Source organism: Micromonospora sp. HK10 (assembly GCF_000982955.1).
Taxonomy (GTDB): domain Bacteria; phylum Actinomycetota; class Actinomycetes; order Mycobacteriales; family Micromonosporaceae; genus Micromonospora.
The window spans coordinates 26,858-40,487 of record NZ_KQ058809.1 but is presented as its reverse complement, the minus strand read 5'-3'; the positions used below and the strand labels follow the sequence as shown (position 1 = coordinate 40,487).

The following is a 13,630-nucleotide window of genomic DNA, read 5'->3' as shown; positions in this document are numbered from 1 at the left end:
GCGCCGCTGTTCACCATTTGTCGAGATAGTTGTCGAGGAAGAGTCCGAGGTGCTGGTCGAGTGGCACCTTGACGCGGACCGCTTTTTTGAGATCCTCGATCAGGACAAGCTCCACTTCGCCACCGGAGCGTTTCTTGTCCTTCGCAATGCCGTCGAGAATCTGCGAGCCGGTCAGCGGCCGGAGCTCGCTTCCGTCCACGAGTTGCAGCACGGCCTTCCCGATCCGGTCGCGCTTCGCGGCACTCAGCAGACCCCTCTCGTACGCGTACGAGGTCGCGAGGTCGACGCCGTACGCGACCGCGACGCCGTGCGGGACAGCACCGCAAGAAGCGAATTCGATGCCGTGGCCGAAGGTGTGCCCAAGATTCAGGTTCTTGCGGACGTCGACATCGAACTCGTCGGCCTCGATGAATTCCCGTTTGACCGCGATTGCCTCCATCGCCAGAGCCGTCAGCTCGTCGGTGTCGAGCCGCTCCCAGCCGCGCGCCAGAGCCGCCTCGTATCGCGTGAACACGGCGTCACCGCCGAGGACTGCGTAGTGCAGCATCTCGCCGATGCCGGAGCGGATCTCCTGCGGTGCCAGAGTGGCGAGGAAGGCGCTGTCGATGACGACTCCGGCCGGCGGGTGGAAGGTTCCGAGCTGATTCTTGTAACCGCCAACATTGATCGATGACTTGCCACCGATGCAGCTGTCGCCCTGTGCTAGGAGTGTGGTGGGTACGAACACCCAGCGGGCACCCCGATGCAAGATGGACGCGACGAACGACGCTGCATCTTGAACCGTCCCACCGCCGACGACGTAAAGGGTGCCACCGCGGTTGAAGTCGGTATCAAGCAGCCACGACAGGATCGACAGCGCCCCCTCGAGCGATTTCAGCTTCTCGTCGGCGACTACCGACATGGTCGGCGTCGCACCGAAGAGCCCGCTCACCGAAGGGTGCAGCCTCTGCACCTGCGCGTCTACGACGAGTCGATCGGCAGCCCCCGGAGTGGCCGGCAGCGCAAGCGAGGTCGCCATTCGTCGCACGCCGTACTCGCCGCGATGCGATCGCACGACGAATCCTTGCGTCTCGTTCCGCACCGGCTGCCCTCCCCGCACGCACGGCTTCGGCGTAGCGTAGCGAGGTGGAACGTGGTCGGGTACAGGCTCGTGACCAAGTTCCCCACATATTGCGGAAACCGTCACATTCGGGGACAGCAAGGTTGTCATTCCGGCTTGGTTCTGCCCCGCCGGAGGCGGTCCGGTGAGGCGATGTCCGCGAACGGATCACCGGCACAAGCATCGCGGATGAACGGTGATGCGGCGCTCATCATCGCGATGATCCGGCAGGGTATTCCATAGGTCAGACGACGAGCTGCTTCTTCGCCCGGCGAGCCTTCGTTGCTGTGGCATTGCGTACCGATCTTGCCGAGGATCCGATCGGTCGTTTCCCGCACGTACTGCGGGAAGTGGTCATCAAGGAGGACCTGCTGCGCGGCGGACTCGCCTTTGACGACTCGACGCTGACCGACAACGAGGGCGGCGACGTCAAACCGACCGTACTTCAATCTCTCGCTCGACCACCGGGCGTTGCTCGAGCTGGGCACCGCCACGCTGCGGCAACCCCCGAAGGGGATCGTTCTCACCGTCGTGCCGTACGACCTTCGCCGCACCGTCGTCTCGGTACGCATCAACCCGAGCTCGCCGTACCGAGTGGAGAACGGCCGCCTGCGGCTGTTTCTGGCCGACCGGCCGATCGCCGAGGTCGGATTGCTCCCGATGCCGGACTGCTACCGGCACACCCTCGCCAACGGCAAGTCGGTGATGGCGGTGGCGCGGACGAGGATCGAAGTGTCCTGGCGCCATACACCCTCAAATGCCGATGCGGGTGCAGGTCGCAGCCGACCGGCCGGGTGGCGAGCCTGAGGTAATCCCGACAAGCGTGTGTTGGCCGGATGGGCACTCGGGTGCGCCATTGCCCGCTGCCGGACGCCGCCATCATGTGAGCGAATGGCCTGGCCGTCTCCGCGCCCACTCGGTCGAGCCTCGCGCACGTCGCCATGGCCCGAGTGCGTCAATCCGAAGATGCGTACACCCGTACGAGCGATCTGCGCCGGTTTTGTCGGTGGTGGGCCGTACCATTTCCCGCGGCCCTCATCGAACGTAAGGAAGATCAGCTATGGCCGAGACTGTCGCATTCCGGGACCAGCTCATGGATTGGGTCTACGACAAGGCAAACGGCGCCTCCACCGAGAGCGTACCCATCATGGAGTTCGCCGAGAGCGTCGGCCTGGACTTTGACGGAGCGTTCACGCTGCTCTGGTACTGCCGTGACGAAGGGCTCCTGAGTGATCAGGGCACGGGCATGGGTAACCCGTGCGCCGTCCTCACCGCGTACGGCATCGCCGATGTCCGGGAGCGCCGCCGCCGGCGGGCGGACCCGGCATTGCGGGCACGTGCGTGCCGGTCGGCCTTGCTGAGCTGGTTCTACCGGCAACAAATTGCACAGGTACACATGCCGATCACCGGCAAGTTCGGGCAAGACGACGACTCGCTGTGGGAGGGCACCCGGTTCTCCGACGTGGAGATCCAGCACGCGGCCGAGTACCTGTCCGACAAGCGGCTGATCAAAGGCGTCAGAGTCGCTCAGCTCCGCGGACCGGTGCGGGCCGAGATCACCACAGACGGGATCGACTGCGTAACGGACTGGGAGAGCAACGTGGCGGAGTACCTGCGCGACCAACGCGGATACGGTCCGACGATCAACCACGGGCCCGTTTTCCACGGGAACACCCAGGGCGGGCAGTGGGCGTGGGGCAACCGTGACGTGGCGCAGCACCAGGACATCACCCAGCAGGTGGCACCGGAGTTCCAGCCGCTCGCGGAAGCGGTCGCCACCATCCTCAAGCAACTCCCCGCGTACGGGCTTAACCCACAGGAGCAGCAGGACATCGAGGACGCCGCGAATGAGGTGCTCGCCGAGGTCCAGCAGGACCAGCCCGATCCGGGGAAGCTGCGCCGGCTGGCGACGACCGTCAAGGGCTTCCTGTTCCCGATTGCGGCCGAGGCGGCGACCGAGGAGGTGCGCGAGCTGGCGCAGCAGGGCCTCGACCAGATCACCGCGGCGATCACCTCGGCTCTGTGATGCCCACGCGCGCTGCCTGGTGGAAGAAGGGGTGCCCTGATGGGTAAGCGGCCACCAGAGGCGATGTCCGTGGACCGGACGGGTGACGTCCCTCTCGACTTCGGAATTGAACCGCCAGGGCCGACGAAGACGGCGCCGCTCAGGCCGATCGAGGTGTTGCGCCCGCGCTTTTTCGACCGCTGCCCGATCTGCGGTGACCCGGCGACGACGGAGGAGCACGTGCCGCCGCAACGGCTCGGCGGCACGAAGATGACCCGGACTTGCGACCGGTGCAACCACGGGTTCGGAAGCCTCGTGGAAGCGGACCTGGTCGATTGGTTCGACGGAGCCCTGACGATGCCGTCGTTCCAGTCGGACGCGGTCCGAGGCAAGCGGCAGACAAGCCGGCTACTGATGCGATGGACACCGAATGGGGAGTTCGTTCTCTTTCCCGAGGGGCGCAGCGATCCCGCCGTCAGCGAGATCCTGGCGGCCGGGGACGTCACCTTGGAGGTTTCACCACCGGACGAGAATCGGTTGCGTCTCGCACTTCTCAAGTCGATGTATCTTGCCGTATGCATCAAGGCCGGCATACCCGAAGGCGAACCAGCGGACCGCGTTCGGGCCGAGCTCTTGGCGGTGCGCAACGCCAAGCGCAGAGCCGATGTGCCGGTGAGCGCGATTGCGCGCGGGTTGACCGTGCTGCGGCATTGGGGAGATCCGATCATCGAGGAGTCCGTTGTGCTGGCCGAGGTTCAGCAGGAAACCGCGCCGATTCTGGGGGTCCTCCTCGCGGGCCGCGTGTTCGTCTCTCTGTCGTCAACAGGCGGCGAGGCGATGCCGGCGCCGGCCGGACGCCTAGCCCATCGGCTCCAGGTCGGAGCTCCGGTGAAAGGCACAGTGGCCTCCGTCCGTCCCGAACCGCCGCCGCTACAGAGTCGACGGAACCGGCCGGGTTAGTTCGACCGCGGCCGGTTCGGTCGGCCGGCCGGCCGCGGCACCAAAGCAGAGACGGGTGGAATGGCTGGCCACACGCTGGGAGAGCCGGTGCTAGCTCGTCCTGGTCGATGATGACGGCGGGCATGAGGTATGCGTCAGGCCGGGTGGCGCAGTTGCCGCCGTGATTTGTCGTCGAAGGTGGTGGGGTGCATCAGTCGATATCCGTCTCGCTGATGTCGGCAGGCGTGGTGATGCGGTGGTGCGCGTCGTGGGCGTGTTGGCGCAGGTGCTCGGGGACCGGTGTGGTGTGCGGCGCCGGGCGGGTGTCGTTGACGGCGTTAACGCGAGCGGTGGTGGCGGCGACGGCCTCGGCGAGTGCCGCGTTGCGGTTGGCCGCGCGGCGGGCATGTTCGGCGGCGGCGGCGAGACCGGCGTAGCGCGCCGGTAGGGCGCTGTCGTACCAGCGTTTCCATGCCGCGTGCTGGGCGTCGAGGACGGTGGCGCGTTGGCTGTGCTCGGCGATCTGTTGGTCGAGGCTGGCCAGCTTCTGCTGAAGGCTGCTGACCTGGTCAGCCGCTGCGGCGGCGTGGGTGTGCAGGTCGCGTTGTGCGGTGAGGCGTCGGGCACGTGAGGGGCCGCGGTGCCACCAGCGGGGTTGCAACCGTTGCGCGCGCAGCACGGTGTGGCGGTGGGTGGCGTCGGCGGTGGCGAGCAACTGGGTGAGGTCGTGGCGGTGGTGTTCGGCCTCGGTGAGGGCGCAGTAGGAGGTACGCAGCTCGTCGGCGACGTAGGCGGGTGCGGTGCCGTCGATGTCGCGTTGCGTGGCGATGAGGCGGCTGAGTTCGGCGTCGGGTGCGGCGGTGAGCTTGCCGGCGAGGGTGGCGGCGCCGAGGACGAGCCGGGCCCGATGCCAGGCGTTCCAGCGGGTGATGTCGCTGGTGCGGGGTTCGGGCCCGATGGGGTGGTCGCCGGTGAGCTGGTAGGTGTCGCGGTAGGCGGCGACGACCTCGGCGCGGGTGAGCCATTGTTGGCGGCCGACGTCGTCCGCGGGGATGTTGCCAAGGGCGAGGCTCCAGGCGGGCCGGGTCTGTGCGGCGAGGTGCGCGAGTGCTTCGGCGCGGCGGTCGCAGATGGCGGCGACTTGGCGTAGCGCGTCACCGATGTCTCCGGTGAGGTCAGCCGGGAGGCGGTCCGTGTGGGTGCGCCAGTGCTCTGGACGTTCGGCGACGGCGGGGTCGGCGGTGGCCCGTTGCATGAGGCGGTCGACGCGCCAGCTGAGGACGGCGGCGATGTCGTCTGCGGTGTCGAGTTCGCGGACGCGGATGACGCGGCGGAGGACATCGCGGGGTTCGTGCCCGGCGGCGGCGTAAGTGGTGAGTCGGCTGATGAGCGCCGGTAGGGCGAGGTCGTGGGCGAGCCGGTCGGCAAGGGCGGGGCCGCTGAGTTGGCGGGCGATGGCGACGTATTCGGGGATGCGGGCGCGGGCGGCGAGGTCGTCGTAGATGGGCGCCCAGGTGTGCAGAGCGTCGGCGTCGGCCCAGAGCTGTTGTTCGGTTTCGGTGGCGGAGCGCTCGGGTGCGCCGCGGCGCATGATCTCGGCGAGCACGGCGACGCGGGCGGTGGGAGGCGCCGGTGGGGTGCCTTCGCGGGGGTCGTCGTCGATGACGACGTACGCCTCGTTGAGCGTTCGGCCGCGGGTGAGCATGACGTAGACGCGGGCGAGTGAGGTGTTGTCGTCGATGAGCGCGCGGGCGGTGTGGACGGTCTGTCCTTGGACCGAGTCGACGGTTTGGGCGTACGCGAGGTGGGTGTGCTTGGCGGTGTAGGCGGCGGGCAGGACGGCGGCTGTGCCGGTGGTGATGTTGGTGACGTGGAGTTGCCCGTCGCTGGTGATGGCGTTGATGCGCCACTGGTCGCGGTTGGTGACGTAGTCGGGGCCGGCGGCGATGCGCCGGTCGTTGCGGCGGGTGACGATGATGTCGCCCACGCCGGCCAGGTTGCCGTCCCGTAGACGGACGGCTCGGCCGGGCTGCACGTGGCCTGCGGTGATGAGCAGGTTGCGCGCGTGATGGGCGATGTCGCTGGCCTCTTCGATGGTGTCGACGAGCATCATGCTGCGGCGGCCGGCGGTGATGTCGGCGAGCCACCGGGTGAGCATCTGGTCGACGAGGTGGCGGCGGTGCCCGCCGACGAGGCGCCCACGCCGGTCGTACTCGTCTAGGACGGTGGGGTCACCGTGGCGGAGCCGTAGCGAAGCGGGGCCTTCCCAGGCGTGGGTGAAGCGGTGCACGTGCGACAGGTGGGTGGTGATGCCGAGGGTGGCGAGGTAGCGGAGCAGCCCACCGGGGCCGACGGCGGATGTCTGATTGGGATCGCCGACGAGGATGAGCTTGCCGCCTACCTGGTCAAGCTGGGCGGTGATGCGGGCCAGATCGTGGCTGGAGACCTGGGATGCCTCGTCGACGATGACCCATTGCCCGGGAGCGAACATCCAGTGGCGCGCTCGGGTACCGGGCGGGGGCCGGTGCTGGCCGTGCAGCCACCGCGCGACGTTCTCGGTGCGGAGGGTGGTCCCGTCGGGTTGGCGGGTGGCGTCAGCGAGCAGGTTGGCGGCGGCCTGACCGACGGTGAGACCCAGCACCGGTATGCCTGCGGCGTGGGCTGCGGCGACGACGGCCCGCTGAAGGTGCGTTTTGCCGGTACCGGCGGGACCGATGACGCCGGTGATGCGCCGGTCGTCGCCGATGAGGAACCGCAGTACCTCGGCTTTCTCTCCGGACAGGTCCATCCGCTCGATGGCGGCGTTGACGGCCGCGGCGGGTGCGGGCTGCGCGCCGCGTTGGCGGGCGTAGGCGATGACTTGGTGCTCGGCGGCGAGGACGGCGTGGGTGGTCAGGTGCAGGTCCCGGTGGCGGGTGTATTCGCTGTGCAGGTCGCTGGCGCGCTGCAGGCTCGGTCCCCACTGCACGAGCGCTGGGGGAGTCAGGACGCGCAGGCCCGCAGCCCCTTCGGCGACGGCGCGCGCGGCGAGGCGCTGCACGCGTTGCCAGTCCGCGGCGGGCGAGTGCCCGGGTGTGATGTCGAGGACCTGACCGATGGCGAGTTCGAGGTGGTCGCGGCCGAAGACCGCGCGCTGACGGCTGAGCGTGTGCACGGCATGGGCAACCGCCAATCGGTCGTCGGCGCGAATGGCGGCGTCGATGACGCGCGGTCGGTGCGTGCGGGCGACGTGAAGCTGGGCGGCGGCGTCCCGTAGCGTGGCCTCGTCCAGGGCGGCGGGGTCGGCTGCGAGACGGCGGGCCCGGCGCAGCACCCGTAGCGCGATGGCGGCGGTGTCATCGTGCGCGTGACCGGCGAGAAGACGTTGGATCTGCCCGCTGGTGTCGAGGCCCATCTTGCGGTCTTCGGCGAGCCAGCGGCGTACGGCTTCGTGGGTCGACTCGGCGCCTTTGTGAGGGCGGCGGGTGCGCAGGGTGGCGTCCTGGGCGCGAGTGCGCCACCGTCGCGGTGCCATGCGCTGAAGCGGGGACGCGCCGCGGCGGATCTCTTCGGTGATGGCGGCGCGTCGTTTGGCGTAGTGGCGCAGGGAGTCGTCGCTGATGCCGACGATTTCACGGATGCCGGTATCGGGCCGTGGGGCGAAGGTGATGCCGCGGCGCTGGCGTAGCTCGGCTTCGATCGCGCGTTCGTAGGCGACGCGGGCGCCGATCGCGGCGCGGTAGAGGGCCCGGCCGTCGAGGGCGAGCCACTGGGGTTTCGTGTCGTGGCTGTGGGCCTGAACTTTGGCGGAGACCACGATGTGCGCGTGGAGTTGGGGGTCACGTTCGCGGCTGAGGCGGTGGTCGAAGACCATGGCCGCCAGGCCTGCGGTGTCGAGTTGGCGGACGCCTCCGGCGCCGGCGCGGGCGTAGGCGCCGTGCCGTTGCAGGTGGTCAAGCGCGACCCGTACCCCGGCGTGGTGGGCGGCCATGACGTCGCGTTTGATGTCGTCGTCGCCGAAGGCCCACAGCAGCGACACGGACTTGACCGGAGACACGGTGACGTCGAACGCGGACACAGCCCGTCGCTCTGGGGCGGTCATCGCGTCGTACCACGCCTTGTCCCGCTGTTCGACCGTGGCGTCGTCGGGCAGGAGTGACAGCGCTCGCTGTGCGGCTGCGGCACGGTACGCGTCGGTCTGCGGCGCGTACGTGCGCCATCGCTGTCCGAGCTGATAGCCGGCGCGAGGATGGCGTCCCTGGCCGACGAGGAAGCGCATCTGGCTCTCGGTGACCCAGCCGCTCATTCCGAGGACCGTGGCGCCGTCGCCAGCCCACCAGCCGGGGCTCTCACCTCGCGCCGTCGGGTCCATGTAGTACGGGGCCGGGCCCCCGGCGGTCGGGGCGCGCATGTCATGTCGGCCGGCCGCGACCTGCTCCATCAGATAGCGATATCCGCTGCCGGGCGAGATTCGCGTGATGGACAACATGGGAAAACCGTAGAACATCAACTAGAAGGTGGGTGGCGGAGAATGCAAGAGGGTGTGTCGCCTTTAAGGGAGCGAGAATCGTCAGGGCGGATGTTCTTGCAGGTAGAAGGCCATGTGGTCGGTCGGAGTGAAGGTCTGAGGTGATTCCTGAAATTGCGGCCAGGATCGAACGAATAGACAAACGGGCGGGCTCGGGATGTGTTGGTGGGATCGGGAAGCCGCTACGGTCGGGATATGGCGAGTCGAACGGGGAATGATGCGGTCCGTGCGCTTCGGGCGCGGCAGGAGGTCGAGCGGCGTGCGGTGCGGGCTGTCGAGCAGTCTGCCTCGGCGCTTGCGGATGCTGCCGAGCGGCGGCGCGAGTTGCTGGCAAAGGTAGACGGGGAGATGCGGGACGCTACGGCGGCACACGAACTGTCGGTGGTGGTCCTGGCGACGATTCTCCGTGACGACGGGTTGGCCGCAGAGTTGGCCGGTGTGGACGTGAGCAGGGTCCGGGCGCTGCGACGGACGGTGGACGGTAAGGCGGTGCGTGAGCGCATCGCGCAATTGGGGTCGGTGGTGCCGCGTCGTGGCCGGCCGCCTGCGCCGGAGGTCGTGTCGCGCGGGGGCGTGATGGGTGATGTCGGGTCAGCCGCCGGCCTGGCGGACGGCGGCTGACCCGCGGATGCGCTGTGGGACGTGGGGTGAGAGTCGGGAGCGGCAGCCGGCGGCGGCGTGCTCGATGCGCGCCGACGACGTCCCGAGTGTGCCGCCCGGCCGCTGCGTGCGGCCGGGTGGGCGCGGGGTCAGGGGTGCTGGCCGAGCAGGCGTCCGGGGTCGCCGGTGGTGGTCCATCCGGCGCAGTCGCTGAACAGTCGGTGCGCGCTGTGGGCGAGCGTGACCGGGTACAGGTTGGGGCGCTGCACGTAGTGCTTGCCGTGCTGCCAGAGGTCGAGCAGCATCGCGGCCAGTCGCAGGGTGGCGCGCATTCGTCCGGGGTTGCAGTCCTCGCAGTGGTGCCGGCGGGCGTACTTGATGAGTGCGACGGTTGCGGCGCGCAGTTGTACAGCGGTGGTCAGGTCGTGGACCGGCTCGGTGGGCCACGCGGGGCGGTGGTCGCACAAGTCGAGGTGGCTGATGACGTGCGCCATGCGGCGGCGGGCGTCGTCAAGCATGGCCAGGATTTGACCGGCGCGGCGGACGGCGGGCGTTGCCGCCGGGATCAATGTCGTGGGTGCCGTGAGGGCAGACATAGGGGCTCCTCGTGTTGGCGTTCGTGTGGGGCGGTGTTCGCCGTTCCGCCCGGATGGCGCGCGTGGTGCGAGGGGGAGGGGCGGCCCGGGTGGGGTGACCCGGGCCGCGCCGGGGCGTTAGCGGTAGCGGCGGCGTGAGGTGGCTGCCTTGGTGGCGGTGGTTGCGGTGGTGTGGTGCCACACCTGGACGGCTGCGCCGTGGCGCTTGGCGTCGTACATAGCAGCGTCAGCCCGAGTGAGCAGGTCGGAGGCCGTACGGGTGCCGTGGTCGGCTATCGCAAGGCCAACGCTTGCGCGACAGTTGACGGGCTCACCGAAGATCGCGAGCGTGCTGCGGTCGAGGGCATCGGCTGCGGCGGTGGCGTTCTCGCGGCTGGTGCGTTCGCCGCCGTCGGTGACGATCAAGAACTCGTCGCCGCTCATTCGGCCGATGTAGGCGGCGGGTAGGTCGAGTGCGGTGAGGGTGTCCGCGACGTGGATGAGCAGGCTGTCGCCTGCGGCGTGCCCGTGCTGGTCGTTGATCGCTTTGAAGTCGTTGAGGTCGAGCAGGGCGACGCTGACGGGCCGGGCGCGGTCGGCCAGGAGCGCGTTCAGGTGGCGCAGCAACGCGCGGCGGTTGGGCAGGCCGGTCAGCGGGTCGTGGTCGGCCTCGTGGCGGGCGGTGGCGAGGGCGGTGCGAAGTCGTCGGTTTTGTAGCAGGAGTGCGACGAGGTTGGCGGTGGTAATTGCGAGCAGGATCGTTTGCCACGCCGTGTGCATTCGGGTGCTCCCTGGGGTTGGGGTTTGTGTGGTGCGCGGTGGGGGTTCGCCGTCCCCTCCGAACAATCATTACTATACCTAATCTGATGGTGTCGGTCTATCCAATTCGCCCCGCACCGTCGAGAAACCTCAATGATTTGATGTGCCCGCGGCTGCGCCGATCACGTTTTCATTTGTCGAGGAGTTGCCATCGACGGGTAACAGGGGAGCCGGCGCGGCCGGCTCCCCTGTTACGTCTCTACGGCTCGTGTCGCCTGCGGGCGTCGCCAAGCACGTGAACCTGATCGGTCAGGATGAGCGGGGCGTCGGCCGGTCCCTTGATGTGAGGACGGACGTAGGTTCGGCGGCGCAGTGCGCGGCCGGGGCCGTAGGGCTGCTGCCGGAAGAATCCGGCGACCCACCATCGGCGCGTGTAGACGCGCGTGGTCGTGCCATCGGGGCTGTCCTGGCGGGCCTGCTGCTTGCGTCGCAGCCGCACCAGCCGCACCGTTGGCGCAGGTCGGTTGGCGCGCTGGTATGCCTTGCGCGTCGCCTTGTCGGCTGGTTCCTCGGTGACCTCGGCGTCGGGCTGCGTCGACAGGATCCACGTGGCGATCAGCGAGCACAGCATCACGCGCGTCTGTTCGCTGCTCGGTGCGTACGGCTGGCCGAAGCGCAGTCCAGCGCCGCTACTGACCGGGGCGAGCCAGCCGATGCGCTCGCGCAGCCCCTGCAACTCCAACTCGTTGGGCTGGCGGCCCTGCATGAGGGTTTCGGCGGGGGTGTAGAAGGTGATCCAAACGCCACCGGGGATCGGTCCCCACTGTGCCGCGACGATTGGCACGGTCAAGCCGGTCTGCGGCTCTACCGGCTGATAGATCGGCGTGTGCCAGACGAGCAGGCCGTCGGATGCAGGCATCTCGACTTGCTCGACGCGCACGTCAGGAAGATCGCGCGCCGCGTGTGCGGCGAGGGCGGTGAAGTCGGGGTCGATCCAGAACACGCGTCCGTTTTCCGCGTGGTTTGCCATCAGAGCGGTGTACTGGCGCAGTGCTTCGGGGTTGTGGGCGTCAACGATCGCGGCGGGGGCGTCGACTGGTGCGCCGGGGAACAGGTGTCCGGGGATCTTGTACGTCTCGCCGCTGTCGAGCAGGCGCAGGAGATACGAGCCGCCGGACGTGCGCCAGAAACGCACGAGCCGATCCCGCACCTTCGGCAGCATCTGCGGGCGCAGCGACCGTACCTCGGGGGCGGGAGCGGCGTCCGGCGCGGGAGGGCGACTGCGGTTGTTCGCCCTGTAGGGGAGCGGTTGTCGTGCCGGTGTGCTGGGAGTGGCGGCGAAGAGGGCTTGGTGCAGGGGTCGGAAGAAGCTCTGCGCGTCGTCCGACAGGCCACGGCGGCGGGCGCGTTTGACGGCGCGAGCGGTCAGCCCTTCGGGGTCGCGTTGCTCGACCAGGCGCGCGCATCCCTCGCACGCTGCCCAACTGCCGCCGAGGTTGTGCATCGCCATGCCGCTGACGTCGGCTGCGGTCGTCATGGCGATTTCGAGTTTTGCGAAGGTGAACGACGCCACCGGGCGAGGCGCGGAGCAAAAGTCGCAGGTCATTTCGACGTGCGCGAGCTGTGCGAGCGGCACCGGGTTGGGCTCGTGGTCGTCGTTGCCGTTGCGGGAATGAAGGAACGCTCGTCCGCCGGCCGGGGTGGTGATCACGGTGAGGGGTACGCCGCACGTCGTGCAGCCGTACCCCTCGACGATCGGCGGAGTGCCGACGTCGTGGGAGTCCATGTGTCTCCTTTGGGTTGGGGTTTGTGTGGTGTGCGGTGGGGGTTCGCCGTCCCCTCCAAGCAATCATTACTATACCTCATTTGATGGTATGGATCTATCCGATTCGGACTGGAGGGTCGAGAAAGTTCGATGATCTTGACGGTGGTTGCCGGCGGCTACGCCGATCACGCGCCGTGTACGGACACGGCGCGTCCCCCACTTCCTTTGGCGGTGGGGGGCGAGTTCACTCGACCCGCGGCGCGCGCAGTGGAGGTCAAGTCCGGGCGCGGTGTTTCGAGGAAAGATCATGCGGGGTGTGCATGATGTTTCCGAGCCGCGCCCGGACTTGACCGGAGCGAGCACGTCGCTAGCCTGTTGCGGCCCCCACCGGTGAAGGGGGTTTGGGCAGTGCGGCCGGAGGCCGCTTCCGGTTTACCCGGCCCGCCAGGGCCGGACGCCTCGGTGAGCGGAAGTGCGGTGATTGGTCGGAGTCGACGGCAGCCCTACGCCGAGGGCCAGCTGAGCAGATCAGTGGTGGGGTGGTGTGCTGCCCTGCTCGTCCAGGATGGCCCACAGCGTTTCGCGCCTCCACTTGCGGCGGTAGCGCCCCTTTGGGCCTGCTGTCTGCTCATCGGCGCGCTCCAGCACGCGATTGGGTAGGGCGTTGGCGGTGCTGTAGCCGAGCACTCTGGCGGCTTCGGCTTTGCCCACCAGTTCGTCTGGGTTGCCGGAGCGGTCGGGGTGGCCGTGGGGAGTGCCGGCTGGCCGTCCGGTGCGCGTCGCGCCTCCCTTGCCGATGCGGTTTTCCGCGATCGCCCACACGGTGCGGCGCTTCCACCGTCTGCGTTTGCGGCCGGATGGGGTCAACGATTCGTCATCCACCTGCTGCTGCAGCCGCAGCCACACGGGGTTGTTTCCGGCGAGGGCGCTTCGGTCGCGGTAGCCGAGGATGCGGGCCGCCGTCGCGGTGTCGACCAACTCGTCCGGGTCCCCGGAGCGGTCGACGCTGTCGCGCGCGCTGCGCGTGGCCTGTTCGCGTGGCAGTTCGTAGTCGGCGATGTCCTGGCGGTGCCATGTGCGGCCATCGGCGGCGCGCTCGGGGAAGCCGTTGCTGTCGCGCTCGCGGTAGAGCCGGTCGAGGTGGCTTACGGAGATGCCGAGCATCGCCGCTGCTTCGATCCGGTTCACGACATCGCGGCCGTGTGGGGAGCGCGTGGACATGGAGTGATGATGCCGTACGCACTGGTTGGCGAGCCGAATGGTCGGCGGATGGCGGTTGAGGACGCTTCTCATGGTCTGCTTCACGGTCGCTGGCTGGGGGCTGCCGTACGATGGGCGGCACGCTCCGGCGTAAGGGTTCGTTGGGGCCCGTGTGGCGTCG

At 68.7% G+C, this 13,630-nt stretch carries 11 protein-coding genes; 4 read left to right on the top strand and 7 right to left on the bottom strand.

The window, feature by feature from the left end:
* Positions 1–10 precede the first annotated feature (10 nt).
* The gene (locus LQ51_RS12590) at positions 11–1,081 is read right to left on the bottom strand and encodes a 3-dehydroquinate synthase family protein (RefSeq protein ID WP_197087675.1); all 1,071 of its coding nucleotides are present in this window, start codon (positions 1,079–1,081) and stop codon (positions 11–13) included.
* Positions 1,082–1,206: 125 nt separating this feature from the next.
* Positions 1,207–1,548 carry a hypothetical protein gene (locus LQ51_RS33900; protein WP_231605722.1) on the bottom strand — a complete coding sequence of 114 codons (342 nt, stop codon included), beginning with the start codon at positions 1,546–1,548 and terminating at the stop codon, positions 1,207–1,209.
* Between the two features lie 22 nt (positions 1,549–1,570).
* Between LQ51_RS33900 and LQ51_RS33895 the strand changes: the two genes are divergently transcribed.
* The 3 genes from LQ51_RS33895 (at position 1,571) to LQ51_RS12575 (ending at position 4,064) form a co-directional block, all read left to right on the top strand.
* The gene (locus tag LQ51_RS33895) at positions 1,571–1,906 is read left to right on the top strand and encodes a hypothetical protein (protein WP_046565376.1); all 336 of its coding nucleotides are present in this window, start codon (positions 1,571–1,573) and stop codon (positions 1,904–1,906) included.
* Positions 1,907–2,159: 253 nt separating this feature from the next.
* Positions 2,160–3,125: a hypothetical protein gene (locus tag LQ51_RS12580; RefSeq protein WP_046565374.1), complete on the top strand. Its 966-nt coding sequence runs from the start codon at positions 2,160–2,162 to the stop codon at positions 3,123–3,125.
* A gap of 39 nt (positions 3,126–3,164) precedes the next feature.
* Positions 3,165–4,064: an HNH endonuclease gene (locus tag LQ51_RS12575; RefSeq protein WP_082159390.1), complete on the top strand. Its 900-nt coding sequence runs from the start codon at positions 3,165–3,167 to the stop codon at positions 4,062–4,064.
* A gap of 190 nt (positions 4,065–4,254) precedes the next feature.
* Here the strand turns inward: LQ51_RS12575 and mobF are convergent, their stop codons facing one another.
* Positions 4,255–8,529 (bottom strand): MobF family relaxase, encoded by a 4,275-nt coding sequence (mobF, locus tag LQ51_RS12570; protein WP_082159389.1) that lies wholly within the window; start codon positions 8,527–8,529, stop codon positions 4,255–4,257.
* A 216-nt stretch (positions 8,530–8,745) separates the two neighbouring features.
* Between mobF and LQ51_RS12565 the strand changes: the two genes are divergently transcribed.
* Entirely contained in the window at positions 8,746–9,171 is a 426-nt protein-coding gene (locus LQ51_RS12565; protein WP_046565369.1) for a hypothetical protein, read from the top strand.
* A 128-nt stretch (positions 9,172–9,299) separates the two neighbouring features.
* Here LQ51_RS12565 and LQ51_RS12560 read toward each other — a convergent pair whose 3' ends face one another.
* The 4 genes from LQ51_RS12560 to LQ51_RS31225 all read right to left on the bottom strand — a co-directional run bounded on the left by LQ51_RS12560 (position 9,300) and on the right by LQ51_RS31225 (position 13,554).
* Positions 9,300–9,668 carry a hypothetical protein gene (locus LQ51_RS12560; protein ID WP_156313060.1) on the bottom strand — a complete coding sequence of 123 codons (369 nt, stop codon included), beginning with the start codon at positions 9,666–9,668 and terminating at the stop codon, positions 9,300–9,302.
* A gap of 195 nt (positions 9,669–9,863) precedes the next feature.
* The gene (locus LQ51_RS12555; protein ID WP_052744849.1) at positions 9,864–10,505 is read right to left on the bottom strand and encodes a GGDEF domain-containing protein; all 642 of its coding nucleotides are present in this window, start codon (positions 10,503–10,505) and stop codon (positions 9,864–9,866) included.
* 238 nt (positions 10,506–10,743) lie between these two features.
* Positions 10,744–12,270: a hypothetical protein gene (locus LQ51_RS12550; RefSeq protein WP_046565364.1), complete on the bottom strand. Its 1,527-nt coding sequence runs from the start codon at positions 12,268–12,270 to the stop codon at positions 10,744–10,746.
* 507 nt (positions 12,271–12,777) lie between these two features.
* On the bottom strand, positions 12,778–13,554 hold the full coding sequence (locus LQ51_RS31225) for a hypothetical protein (protein WP_156313059.1): 777 nt from the start codon (positions 13,552–13,554) through the stop codon (positions 12,778–12,780).
* Positions 13,555–13,630: the final 76 nt, after the last annotated feature.